General features: G+C 39.5%; 11 protein-coding genes. 7 read left to right on the top strand and 4 right to left on the bottom strand.

Annotated elements, in window-relative coordinates; translation table 11 throughout:
• Positions 1–94: 94 nt before the first annotated feature.
• Positions 95–937: a 5-dehydro-4-deoxy-D-glucuronate isomerase gene (kduI, locus tag B9A18_RS10280; protein ID WP_084289205.1), complete on the bottom strand. Its 843-nt coding sequence runs from the start codon at positions 935–937 to the stop codon at positions 95–97.
• Between the two features lie 53 nt (positions 938–990).
• Complete coding sequence (locus B9A18_RS10275; protein WP_084289204.1) at positions 991–2,037, bottom strand: LacI family DNA-binding transcriptional regulator; 1,047 nt, start codon at positions 2,035–2,037, stop codon at positions 991–993.
• A gap of 146 nt (positions 2,038–2,183) precedes the next feature.
• Here B9A18_RS10275 and B9A18_RS10270 point away from each other — a divergent pair, with 146 nt between their 5' ends.
• Genes B9A18_RS10270 through B9A18_RS10260 form a run of 3 tightly spaced genes read left to right on the top strand, consistent with a single transcriptional unit; the run spans position 2,184 to position 4,902 of the window.
• Entirely contained in the window at positions 2,184–2,918 is a 735-nt protein-coding gene (locus tag B9A18_RS10270) for a (Fe-S)-binding protein (protein ID WP_084289203.1), read from the top strand.
• A gap of 30 nt (positions 2,919–2,948) precedes the next feature.
• A complete protein-coding gene (locus B9A18_RS10265; protein ID WP_084289202.1) occupies positions 2,949–4,328 on the top strand; it encodes a lactate utilization protein B in 1,380 nt (459 codons plus the stop codon).
• Complete coding sequence (locus B9A18_RS10260; protein ID WP_084289201.1) at positions 4,321–4,902, top strand: LutC/YkgG family protein; 582 nt, start codon at positions 4,321–4,323, stop codon at positions 4,900–4,902. Before B9A18_RS10265 ends, B9A18_RS10260 begins: the two co-directional genes overlap by 8 nt.
• A gap of 2 nt (positions 4,903–4,904) precedes the next feature.
• On the opposite strand, the gene B9A18_RS10255 is transcribed toward B9A18_RS10260, so the two are convergent.
• Positions 4,905–6,146 (bottom strand): MFS transporter, encoded by a 1,242-nt coding sequence (locus B9A18_RS10255; protein WP_084289200.1) that lies wholly within the window; start codon positions 6,144–6,146, stop codon positions 4,905–4,907.
• Between the two features lie 236 nt (positions 6,147–6,382).
• On the opposite strand from B9A18_RS10255, the gene B9A18_RS10250 reads away from it, so the two are divergent.
• Both B9A18_RS10250 and B9A18_RS10245 read left to right on the top strand, forming a co-directional pair.
• Positions 6,383–7,921, top strand: coding sequence for a choice-of-anchor I family protein (locus tag B9A18_RS10250; protein ID WP_084289199.1), 1,539 nt, complete (start codon positions 6,383–6,385; stop codon positions 7,919–7,921).
• 148 nt (positions 7,922–8,069) lie between these two features.
• Positions 8,070–8,633, top strand: coding sequence for a dihydrofolate reductase family protein (locus tag B9A18_RS10245; protein WP_084289198.1), 564 nt, complete (start codon positions 8,070–8,072; stop codon positions 8,631–8,633).
• Here the strand turns inward: B9A18_RS10245 and B9A18_RS10240 are convergent.
• A complete protein-coding gene (locus B9A18_RS10240; RefSeq protein ID WP_159452625.1) occupies positions 8,616–10,751 on the bottom strand; it encodes an ATP-binding protein in 2,136 nt (711 codons plus the stop codon). The two genes, B9A18_RS10245 and B9A18_RS10240, sit on opposite strands and share 18 nt — an antisense overlap.
• Before the next feature lie 277 nt (positions 10,752–11,028).
• On the opposite strand from B9A18_RS10240, the gene B9A18_RS10235 reads away from it, so the two are divergent.
• Positions 11,029–12,000, top strand: coding sequence for a c-type cytochrome (locus tag B9A18_RS10235; protein ID WP_084289196.1), 972 nt, complete (start codon positions 11,029–11,031; stop codon positions 11,998–12,000).
• 101 nt (positions 12,001–12,101) lie between these two features.
• Entirely contained in the window at positions 12,102–12,293 is a 192-nt protein-coding gene (locus B9A18_RS10230) for a cold-shock protein (protein ID WP_084289195.1), read from the top strand.
• Positions 12,294–12,377: the final 84 nt, after the last annotated feature.

Below are 12,377 nucleotides of genomic sequence, written 5' to 3'. Positions count from 1 at the left end.
TTTTGTTTTCGGTTATGAAGCTATCATAAGCATATACATTACTGTTTGTAGCGGTATGCTTATGATGGGTTCTTCATAATAAATTGTTTGATAATTATTTCAAATCATTAATTGCGCAATGGTCCATATCACCATAATCCAGGTTTTCACCTGCCATTCCCCAGATAAAGGTATAATTGCTGGTACCTGCTCCCGAGTGGATAGACCAGTTAGGTGAAATTACAGCTTGCTCGTTTTGCATCCAGATATGTCTGGTTTCCTGAGGCTCACCCATAAAATGACATACACTTTGTCCTTGCGGCACTTCAAAGTAGAAATATACTTCCATTCTTCTATCGTGTGTATGCGCAGGCATGGTATTCCAAACGCTTCCGCTTTTCAGCTCAGTCATACCCATTTGCAGTTGACAAGTAGGCAATACGCTATTTACCAGCAATTTATTAATTATACGGTGGTTAGCGGTTTCCGGCGTACCCAATTCAACAATTTCAGCGTCAGCCTTAGAAACTTTTTTACTTGGATAAGTATGATGTGCTGGTGCTGAATTGATGTAAAACTTCGCAGGGCTGTTTTTATCTTCCGAAGCAAAAGTCACTTCTTTTGTACCTTTACCAAGGTATAACGCTTCTTTAAATTCAAGTTCATAAGTAACTCCGTCAGCTACGATCTTTCCTTTTCCACCAACATTAATGATACCGAGCTCTCTTCTTTCAAGGAAATAAGCAGCTTTCAGGTTTTCAGGATTTGACAATTCTACCGCCTCATTTACCGGCATAACACCTCCAGTGATGTAACGGTCGAAATGAGATAAGGTAAGCTTAACAGCATCTGCTTCAAATAAGCTTTCCATTAAAAAATTCTTGCGTAAAGCAGCAGTATCAAATTGCTTTGCTTCACCCGGACTAACTGCATAGCGGCTTTCAAAAGATGTTTTCATTGTTTTTTATTTATATCACGCATCCCAAATGGGACACTATTCTGTTTTATTAATTATTTATTTACTCCGGTCGACATTCTGCTGATCAGTTCAACAGGAATAATCACAGGTTCCGTTTTATAAACCGGACCTTCTGCTTCTTCAGTCAAGAGCTCCATCAGTACCTCAACAATCCTTGTACCTACCAGGTTAGGAAACTGTTCAATTGAAGTAATTGATGGGGTAATGATGGCTGTACGCGGATCATTAGAGTATCCCGTAATTTTCAGTGCATCAGGCACTCCTATCCCTTTTTCCTTTGCAAATTCAATTGCTGCTATGGCAGTGGTGTCATTGTCGGCGAATATACCATCAGGTACGATATCCTTTTCAAACATCTCCTGCATTGCAATTCGCGCGTTTTCATGAGTCAGTTCCTGATGAAATACCCATTCTGGGTTTACTGATAAATGATGTTCCTCCATTGCCTTTAAAAATCCAGCTGCCCTATCCTGATAAAGATTAGAGGTCAATGGACCTGAAACATGTGCGATCCTTTTACACCCCGCAGCAATTAAATGATTGGTAGCCAGATAAGCACCCTGAAAATCACTTCCTTTAATAAAAGTCGCTTTATAATCTCCTACCGGAACACGATCGTAAAAAATCACCGGTGTACCATGATCTACAAACTTATCAAAGTGACTAAAATCTACTGTCTGTAAGGTACAGGCAGCTATTAATGCATCTACTCTTGACGCATATAATGTTTCAGTTAGCTCCTGCTCCATATTTACCGAATCATTGGATTGGCAAATGATCAGGTTATAGCCATGTTTATGCAAGTCGTTCTGAATGGTGGTAATCACCTCAGCATGAAAAAACATAGAAACCCTTGGAATGATAAGTCCGATTGTACGGGTTTTATTACTGCGCAAACCCGAAGCCATATGATTTCGCCTATAACCCAGCTTGGTAGCCATCTCCATCACATCTGTTCTGGTCTGCTCTTTCACATAAGGATGATTGTTCAAAGCACGGGAAATCGTTGCAGGCGAAAGCTTTAATGCCTCTGCAATATCGAGTATAGTATTTTGATAGTTCTTTTTGCCTCCAGCCATAAGCAATAAATTATGTGGCAAGCTACACTTTTTTTTAGTTAGCTGAAAACGTTTTCATAAATTAGTGATATTGGCATCCAACACGACAGCACAGGATGGTGCGATTATTTTAAAATACTATATTTAACCTCTCTAACCCTGTATACATGAACGTAGGCCTATTTATACCTTGTTACATCGACCAATTTTATCCGAATGCAGCAATTGCTACTTTGAATTTATTAAGCAAACTTGGCATAACAGTAAGGTATCCTGTCAACCAAACCTGCTGTGGACAACCCATGGCCAATTCGGGCTTTGAACACCTTACTCAAGGCTGCAATGACTTATTTATCGACAATTTTGAGGAATTTGATTATATCGTTTCCCCTTCCGGGAGTTGTGTATTGCACATAAAAGATCATTTACATTCACCCGAGCAAGAAGATAAGGCGATTGGCATCAGAAAAAAGGTTTACGAATTAACAGAGTTTTTAACTGATGTACTTAAGGTAGAAAAACTATCTGCGCGCTTCCCACATAAGGTTGGCGTACACCAAAGTTGCCATGGACAGCGAGGTTTAATGCTTGCGCAGATGAGCGAATTGGTTGATGCCCCATTTTCAAAACCCTTGCATCTCTTAAAAATGGTTGAAGGCCTTGAGCTTGTTGAATTGAGCAGGCCCGATGAATGCTGTGGCTTTGGCGGAACCTTTTGCGTTGCCGAAGAAGCAGTATCTGTAAAAATGGGTAAAGACCGGGTAGCTGATCATTTAAACCACGGTGCAGAATATATCACGGCAGCAGACATGTCATGCTTAATGCACATGGAAGGCATCCTACGTCGACAAAAAAGCAATGTTAAAGTACTGCATATTGCAGAAATATTAAATGCACAATAGTTTTAAACGGAATTTCATCAATAAAGACACATGAGCTCAGGAACAAAAGACCACGCAGCCTTATCAGAGATATTTAATAAGGATGAAGCAAGGGTAGACTGGCACGACGAGACTTTATGGTTTGTTCGCGCAAAGCGTGATAAAGCCGCTCACAACATACCCGAATGGGAATCTTTAAGGGAAACTGCTTCGCTGATTAAAAACAATGTACTTTCCAATCTCCACAACTATTTAATTGATTTTGAAGAGCAGGCAAAGAAAAATGGTGTTACAGTACATTGGGCAGCTGATGCGGCCGAGCACAACCAAATTGTGCACTCGATATTAAAAAAGCATCAGGTCGACAGGCTCATCAAAAGTAAATCCATGCTAACCGAAGAATGTCATTTGAATGAATATCTGAAGGAGCAAGGGATCGATGTAATTGACACCGATCTGGGCGAGCGAATTGTGCAGCTGGCCAAAGAACCACCAAGTCATATTGTACTGCCCTGCATCCATAAAAAGAAAGAAGAAATAGGAGAATTGTTCCACGAACATCTGGGCACACCTGAAGGCATGTCTGATCCGGTATTTCTAACTGCCGCAGCGCGGGAACACTTGCGGGAAACCTTTTTAACACGCAGAGCGGCTATTACAGGCGTAAACTTTGCCGTTGCTGAAACCGGTGAGTTTGTAGTTTGTACAAATGAAGGTAATGCGGATATGGGTGCACACCTTGCTGATGTACATATTGCCTGCATGGGTATAGAAAAAATTATCCCTAAGCGGAAAAACCTGGGCGTATTTTTAAGATTACTAACCAGGAGCGCAACCGGTCAACCCATCACTACCTATTCCAGTCACTTTAAAAAACCCAGACCAGGACAAGAAATGCATATTGTGTTAGTAGATAATGGCAGGACAACTCAATTGAGTCGCCCGGATTTTCGCAACTCACTAAAGTGTATCCGCTGTGCCGCATGTATGAACACTTGTCCGGTTTACCGCCGAAGCGGTGGTCACAGTTACCATACTGCAGTTGCAGGTCCAATCGGTTCTATTCTTGCGCCTAATCTGGATATGAAGGAATATGCAGACCTGCCATTTGCCTCTACCCTTTGCGGCTCCTGCAGCAATGTTTGTCCGGTTAAAATCAACATCCACGAGCAACTTTATAAATGGCGCCAGGTAATTGTGAAAGAAGGCTATGCCGACCCTAAAAAGAAACTAGCTATGAAGGCCATGGAATTCACCTTATCCAATCCCTTTGTTTATAGGAATGCTGGAAAAGCTGGCCGTTGGTTTATGAAACATGCACCTTTTACAGTAAACAATAAACTAAACTTATGGTACCAACACCGGGAAATGCCGGAAGTGCCTAAAGAATCATTTGGAGAGTGGTACAAGAAAAATAAAAAGAATGACTAGCAGAGAACAGATTTTAGCAAAAATATTAAGTAGTCAACCTGAATTGCAAGCGCTCCCACCTGATGTGTTGACTGCATTTCCTGCTGCGGATCCAATAGCGGCTTTTGCTACCCTACTCAACACGATAGGTGGCACATGTATTGAAGTTTCAAATTATGAGGGTATCCAAAAGTATATCCTTGAGCATTTTGCAGGTCAGCGTATTGTATCCACTTTGCCTGAATTGAATACCATTTCGGAACAAGGTTGGGAGAATCAGGATCCGCACAGTTATGCTGATGTAGACCTGGCCGTAATCAGCGCCCATTTTGGTGTTGCTGAAAACGCAGCATTATGGATTACTGAAGATTTAATGCATCAACGTGCAGTACCTTTCATATGCCAACAACTGGCAGTGGTATTGAGCAGAAAAGAAATTGTGCAAACCATGCACGATGCCTATTTAAAAATAGGCACCGCTGATTATGGTTTTGGAAGCTTTATAGCTGGGCCATCTAAAACGGCCGATATTGAACAATCCTTGGTTCTTGGGGCCCATGGGCCTAAAGGCATGACTGTCTTTTTATTGGATTAGGGCTAAATCTCTACGAAATCGAGGTCTTTATGATGTGTTTCAGGAATGGTTCTAATACAATAAAAACCTATACCGAAGCAAATCAGACCTACTATACCGGCAGCATGAACCTCAAATACAAGTGGTTTCAATGTAGTATATAAGGTGGTCATTAATACCACAGTACCCCGAACCATATTCGGTATGGTAGTGGCTGCTGTAGCCCTTATATTGGTACCAAACTGTTCAGCTCCAATAGTTACAAACATAGCCCAGTAACCTATACCAAAGCCTACCCAAAGGCACATGGCGTAAAGCCCTGTAGCGGTATTTATTCCGCCATAAAGGTAGATAACAGCTCCTATTAGGGTGAAAATCATCAGATAAGTTACTGCCCTGACGCGTGATTCAAGCCAGTAGCTCACCATCCCACTCACCAAATCCCCGCTGGCTAGTCCTACATAACACCACATTACTGCCAATCCCGGTTTTATAGCTTCAGCAATTCCCAAAGCCTTACCAAACTCATTGCTAAACGTAGCAAGAATACCGATCACGTACCAGGTTGGTAAACCTATACCAATACATTTCAGGTACAAGATCAGTCTGCTTTTTTTCGTAAAAAATGATAAGAAATTCCCCTTAGCTACACCATGCTTTTCTTTCATGAGATTAAACATTCCCGATTCAAATACGCCAATTCTTAAAAACAAGAGCATAATCCCCATACCTCCACCGATGAAATAAGCATTTCTCCAGCTAAACAGCTCAACGGTAAAATAGCCAACAACAGCTCCAAGCAAGCCTACACCTGCAACAACTGAAGTTCCTATTGCCCTTAATCTTTTAGGTAAACTCTCCGAAACCAGGGTAATTCCCGCGCCCAGTTCACCAGCAAGACCAATACCTGCTACAAAACGTAATAGCTTATAAACGGTTACATCATGCACAAAGCCACAGGCAAAATTTGCGACAGAATAAGTAATAATAGAACCAAAAAGTACTGATAAACGGCCTTTCTTATCTCCTAAAACACCCCAAAGGATACCACCTAATAACAATCCTGTCATTTGCCAGTTTAGAATACTTGCACCTTCAATAGATACCGCAGCTTCGTCGAGCCCAAGTTCAGTTAAACTGGGTATCCGCACAATACCGAACAGTAGTAAGTCGTATATATCTACAAAATAGCCTAAGGAGGCTACAATAACAGGAGCGCTAAACAGGTATGCTGCTGCACTTTTCTCTTTGGTTAGGTTGGTCATTTAATATTTATAGTTTGATTTGGTTGTAAACGAAGACTAATATATTTATTTTTATAAATAACTAACCTACTCATTTTAAATTTATTTTTTAATGATACGAAAAGTAAGCTAGTTATACGCTTATTAATCCCATCAGTCCGGCATACTTATTACAGGGGCTAACAATATCATAATACTAAGCTTAAGTATCGATCATGTTGTAATTATACTTTAGCGTATAAACTTAATAAATCCATATGAAAAAACTTTTACTAATTACCCTACTTCTACCTATTGGCTTTCTAGCTTGTAAGAAAGATAAAACTCCCATCGATTCCGAGTTCTTTATAAATGAAGATCCTGCTACTTTTTCGGAGATCGGATCTCTGGACATCGGTGAAACAGGTGCGGCAGAAATATCGGCATTCGACCCGATTACCAAAAGACTGTTTGTAGTAAGAAATGAAAATGAAGGCAGTCCAAGCCAATTAAATCAAATCGAGATAATTGATTTTAAAGATCCTGAGCATATGGTATCTATTGGTGCCATTAACATAACACCATATGGTGGCGCAGTAAACAGCGTTGCCATACATGATGGTAAACTAGCTGCTGCGATTCAGGCAAACGACAAACAGGCAAATGGCAAAGTTGTGGTTTTTAAAACCAGCGACTACAGCAAAATTACTGAGGTTACAGTAGGAGCACTACCGGATATGATTATTTTCTCTCCGGATGGAAAATACATTATGACCGCAAATGAGGGTGAGCCAAATACCGAGTACACCACTGATCCTTCAGGTACTGTATCAATCATTTCTGTTAAAGAGAACTATGCAGTCACTACCTTCGATTTTTCTTCAATGGCTGGTCAACTTGCTGCCTTGACACAAAAAGGATTCAGAATATTTGGTATCGGTAAAAATTTTGTAAAAGACATAGAGCCGGAATACATTACCATTTCTTCTGATTCGAAAACTGCCTGGGTAACCCTACAAGAAAATAACGCTATCGCTAAAATAGATATAGGCTCGAAAACTATCTCTAACATCTTTCCACTTGGATTTAAAGATTACAATACCACAGGAAATGAGATCGATCCTAGTGATGCTGACGGAGGGTATAAACCTGCTAAATGGCCGGTTAAGGGAATGTATTTACCTGATGCGATTGCCATATTGGAATCAAATGGAACTCCTTATCTGTTCACCGCCAACGAAGGTGATACGAGGGAATATACAGCTTTCACTGAATTCCTTAGAGTAAAAAACAAGGACATAAAATTAGATCCAACTGTATTCCCTAATGCTCTTGATCTGAAAAAAGACGATCAATTGGGTAAGCTAAATGTTACCACTACTTTAGGCGATACTGATGGTGACGGAGATCTGGATGAGTTGTATTCTTTTGGTTCACGTTCATTTTCGGTTTGGAATGGCAACACTGGTGCACAGGTTTTTGACAGCAAGAATCAGCTGGATGCTAAGTGTATAGATGAAAAAGTGTACGAGGATGGAAGAAGTGATGATAAAAGTGTTGAACCTGAAGGCATCACCATTGGTACAGTAGGCAATAAAAAGGTGGCTTTTGTAGGTATGGAAAGGTCTGATGCTATAGCCGTTTATGACATCACAATTCCCACAGCACCGGTTTTTCTACAATTACTGAAATGTGGCGACGCTCCTGAGGGCGTACTTTATATACCGGCTAAAAACAGTCCCACTAAAAAGAGTTTATTAGTAGTGAGCAGTGAAGGAGATGGTGTGGTTAAGGTTTACACGCCGAAAACTATATAATTCCAAACACTTATAAAAGAAGTCTGAAAAGGTATTCGCAAGAATCTTTTCGGACTTCTGTCGCATAAGCCCCTTTTATTTGACCTTTCTCCCCCGTCATTATAATCTTTATGACACTTACATTTGTTATGTATTAAAAATAACAATCATGAGAAAAGTAATTGTTCAGGAATTTATGACTGTTGATGGTTTTGCTGCCGGTAAAAATGACGAGCTCGATTTTATGCCCGCGAGTTTTTCAACCGATTCGGAAAACAATATTGAAAACAATCAGTTGCAGCTTATAGAAACAATAGATACCATGATATTGGGGCGAGCCACCTATACTATGTTTGAAGCCTACTGGCCAAACTCAGATGAACCGATTGCTCCGGGATTAAATGCCTTAAAAAAATATGTTGTTTCAGAGCGCCTTGAGCAAGCTCCATGGGGTAACCTGGAGCCTGTTCCCATCATAAAAAAAGATGTGGTAAATGAAATCAAAAAGCTAAAGATGCAAGCCGGAAAAGACATCATCATATGGGGAAGCCTTTCACTAGTACAATCACTGTTAAATAGCGACGTTATTGATGAGTATCAATTCATTATATGTCCTGCTGTTTTAAGCAATGGAAGAAAATTATTTACTGATGATAGCAAATTGCTAAAGCTACATCTCCTCGAAACCAAAACCTTTGATGACGGACATGTATTGCTAAGCTATACAATCTAGGATTTTTTCCATCAACTCGCGCTCTGTATAAGGCTTAATGATATAATTATTCAAACCTGAAGACAGATACAAATCATGCGACTCAGGTGTAATCTGACCCGTTATTGCAATTACAGGTATTGCGGCTTTTTTAGGATCAGCATTAGTTCTGATCCTTTTGATCAGTTCCAGCCCGTCCATTTCCGGCATCTGAATATCAGTCAGCACCATATCACACCTGTTATTGGCAATGAACTCCAGTGCTTCTATACCATTCGCAGCCGTATCAAAACTGATCTCATGCTTTTTAAAAATCATCTTAATCATCAATAGATTTATTTCTGAATCATCAACAACCAGAATATGAATATTTTTAAAACGATTGCTATTTACCACATATTCGTTTTGATCATCCGGATTTTCCTCTTCCTCACTTGCAATAATGTAAGGCAACTCAAAACTAAAAGTCGTTCCCTTACCTACTGCACTTTCCACGGTTATCTTCCCCTTGTGCAGATCAACCAATTTTTTACTGATGGTAAGTCCTAGTCCCGATCCAGTCTGCCAGTCATTACGCTTCGAATCTATTACCTGTGAAAATTCTTTAAAAACAATCGGAAGATTTGCCGGCGAGATACCTATACCGGTATCAATAACCTTAACATGCAACATTGCATTCTTTACGTCGATTCTTTTGAGCTCTACCTGAATACTCACCTCTCCCTTGTCTGTAAATTTAATTGCATTTGCGGTCAAATTCATCAGAATTTGTTTTAAACGGTAAGGATCCCCTACCAGTAATAAATCAGGCGCAACATCCTGCTTCAATTCGAGCGCTATGTTTTTCTGATCGGCCAGTACTTTGGTGGTATCTGCTACCTCCTTTAATATTCGCTTGTATCTGAATGGAGTTTTAGCCAGAGAGAGTTTGTTAGTTTCCAAACGGGAAAAATCGAGCACCTCATTAACAGCCGACAAAAGCATAGATGCTGAAGTATCCAACAATTTAGACATTCCTTTCTGATTGTCATTTAATGGCGTTGACTTAAGCTGTTCGGACACTCCCATTATTGCATTTAAAGGCGTCCGCATCTCATGACTGATGCTGGTAAAAAACCTGGATTTGCTAACCACCTGATCGGCGGCCAATTTATTTGCCCTCATGATCTTGCTATAAGACCGGTAAAGTTTATACAACAAAAATATAATGCCCAGGTAAGACAGCAAGCTAATAATGAAATTAAACTTACCCGACCAGTCGATACTGTCTAATGAGGTTTTTGCTCTATTCTTAAGCGCTATTTTCCTTGCCTGCTCACTTAGATTGACGTTATTTTTATATTCCCTAAAAAGCAGTTTAATGTTTTCAAAAATCCGCTCATTTAAAGTCAGAATTGTTTGTTCTTTTTCCGTTAGCTTCTCATGATTCTTCCTCTGATCGTCAAGTAAACCTTTGTAATAGGCCCCCATCTTTTGTAACTGCTTTCTATTATAGGCCGCTGCCCCATTATCAATAGGTACATAAGTAGTTTCTGTTTTTCTTATTTTAGAAGTATCAACAGCGTCAGACTTATTTAAAATTGCATTCTTAATTCGCGCAAAGAGCTTTTTCTTTTTCACCACCGGTTCAGCTTTTATTTCTTCCACCTCCACAACTTTCTTTACTGAAGGCTTAGGGAAAGACTTTACGGCTAAAAGACCGCTATCAATTTTACCAACATTAAGTTGAAGATTTATGTTGGTGATCGAATCAGCTAGCTTTTTAATTTCACTGTAAAGCAACATTTGCTTACGCTTATTGGTTAAATCGCCAACGATACTACCCGAAATATTCTTATTATCGTCCAGAGAAAAACCAGCCAGCAAAGCCGAAATAGATCTGATCTCTTCTGTGTACTTAACAAAATACTCAGGTCTCCACAATGCAGTATACATGCGGAAATTATTTTCTGCAACCTGTAAACTTAGTGTAATACTGTCCAACTTCGACAATTGACGACTGTTTGTATCTAATTCACTCAATGTAGTTACCAATACCTTTTGCTCCGAGCGCTGTGTAATTGAATTTCGAAAAAGCAAGGTGATAAAAACGATGATAACCCCGAAGATGAGCAGAAAAGAACGCTGTTTTTGTTTCATTGGTATGTAATTGTTTCTATCTAAAGGCAATAGGTTTTTTAATGATAGTTCTCTATAGCCAATAAGCATGCCAGTTTTAAGGTCAAAAAAATGCATCAGAACATACTTTCTTAGCACAATTGGATTTTTAAATTAACATTCTTTATATTTAAGAAACCAACAATTCCTTACAATAAAGAAATCGAACGAAAGCGCTAAATCCATTGGTATATGTTACAGATTAAGGGTAGAAAAAGAGAAGAATTGAATTTTGACCATTAACTTAAACCTCATATAAATGAAAATTTTAAAAATTCTTGGACTTATTGTCTCATTTGTAATCGTACTTGTGCTTGCAGGTGTTTTATACATCAATATTGCTTTCCCGGATACCGGTGATACTCAGACAGTAAAAATAGAATCAACCCCTGCGCGTTTAGAACGAGGACGCTATCTGGCCAATAATGTAGCCGCCTGTATAGATTGCCACAGCACTCGTAATTGGGCTGTATTCTCTGGACCACCAGTCAGCGGTACTTTGGGTAAGGGCGGTGAAGTTTTTGATGAAAACATGGGCTTTCCGGGAAAAATTTACGCGCCTAACATTACACCTAATGCTTTGGGAAGCTGGACTGACGGCGAATTATTAAAAGCCATTACTACTGGTGTAAATAAAGAAGGGAAAGCATTATTTCCGTTAATGGGTTACCGCAGGTTTGGCAAAATGAACCAGGAGGATATCTACAGCATTATTGCCTACATCCGTTCATTAGCTCCTATTGAAAATCAGGTAGCAAAAACCGAGTTAAACTTTCCGGTTAACCTGATTAATAAAACGACGCCAAAAAAAGCGGATTTCCAAAAAATACCAGCTATGCAGGATACCGTTAAATATGGCGCGTACCTGGTTAATGCCGCCGGATGCGTGGAATGCCATAGTAAAATGGATAAGGGCGCGATCATAGCAGGTACTGAATTTGGTGGTGGTATGGAATTTAAACAACCTGCAGGCATTATCCGTTCAACCAACATCACCATGCATAAAACCAATGGATTGGGCGGTTGGACTAAGGAAATGTTTGTCAAAAAGTTTAAAGTTTACGCAGACAGCAGCATAAAACTACCAGCGATAGCTAAGGGCGAATTAAACACGCCTATGCCCTGGACAATGTATGCGGGAATGACTAAAAATGACCTGGAAGCCGTTTACACTTATTTAAAAAGTTTAAAACCATTGGACAATAAAGTTGAATTAAGAACGGCCCTTTAAATTATTTTACATTTTCTACTATATAAAACAAAATTTTTACAATAATTGTCTTACTTTTAAGTCTAATAACCGCTTTATTTATATTTTAAATTAACATTGCAATGCCAGAAGGAACAGTAAAATTTTTTAATGAATCAAAAGGATTTGGATTCATCGTACCAGAAAATGGTGAACCTGAGATCTTTGTACACGTAACAGGGCTTATCGATAAGGTTAGAGAAAATGACCGCGTAAGCTATGAAGTGGAAAATGGTAAAAAAGGCTTAAACGCAACGAAAGTAAAGCTTAGCTAAGCCCACTACACTAAAAAAAGCATCCACGAAGGATGCTTTTTTTTTGCCTAAGCTGCAAATCCGATTGCAGTCAAAAATTAAATC

This window comes from Pedobacter nyackensis (assembly GCF_900176505.1).
Lineage (GTDB): Bacteria > Bacteroidota > Bacteroidia > Sphingobacteriales > Sphingobacteriaceae > Pedobacter > Pedobacter nyackensis.
This window is presented reverse-complemented; position numbering and strand designations above follow the sequence as displayed.

Coding starts and splice junctions, on each gene's coding strand:
- kduI (WP_084289205.1), bottom strand. CDS start 937: ATGAAAACATCTTTTGAAAGCCGCTATGCAGTTAGTCCGGGTGAAGCA.
- B9A18_RS10275 (WP_084289204.1), bottom strand. CDS start 2,037: ATGGCTGGAGGCAAAAAGAACTATCAAAATACTATACTCGATATTGCA.
- B9A18_RS10270 (WP_084289203.1), top strand. CDS start 2,184: ATGAACGTAGGCCTATTTATACCTTGTTACATCGACCAATTTTATCCG.
- B9A18_RS10265 (WP_084289202.1), top strand. CDS start 2,949: ATGAGCTCAGGAACAAAAGACCACGCAGCCTTATCAGAGATATTTAAT.
- B9A18_RS10260 (WP_084289201.1), top strand. CDS start 4,321: ATGACTAGCAGAGAACAGATTTTAGCAAAAATATTAAGTAGTCAACCT.
- B9A18_RS10255 (WP_084289200.1), bottom strand. CDS start 6,146: ATGACCAACCTAACCAAAGAGAAAAGTGCAGCAGCATACCTGTTTAGC.
- B9A18_RS10250 (WP_084289199.1), top strand. CDS start 6,383: ATGAAAAAACTTTTACTAATTACCCTACTTCTACCTATTGGCTTTCTA.
- B9A18_RS10245 (WP_084289198.1), top strand. CDS start 8,070: ATGAGAAAAGTAATTGTTCAGGAATTTATGACTGTTGATGGTTTTGCT.
- B9A18_RS10240 (WP_159452625.1), bottom strand. CDS start 10,751: ATGAAACAAAAACAGCGTTCTTTTCTGCTCATCTTCGGGGTTATCATC.
- B9A18_RS10235 (WP_084289196.1), top strand. CDS start 11,029: ATGAAAATTTTAAAAATTCTTGGACTTATTGTCTCATTTGTAATCGTA.
- B9A18_RS10230 (WP_084289195.1), top strand. CDS start 12,102: ATGCCAGAAGGAACAGTAAAATTTTTTAATGAATCAAAAGGATTTGGA.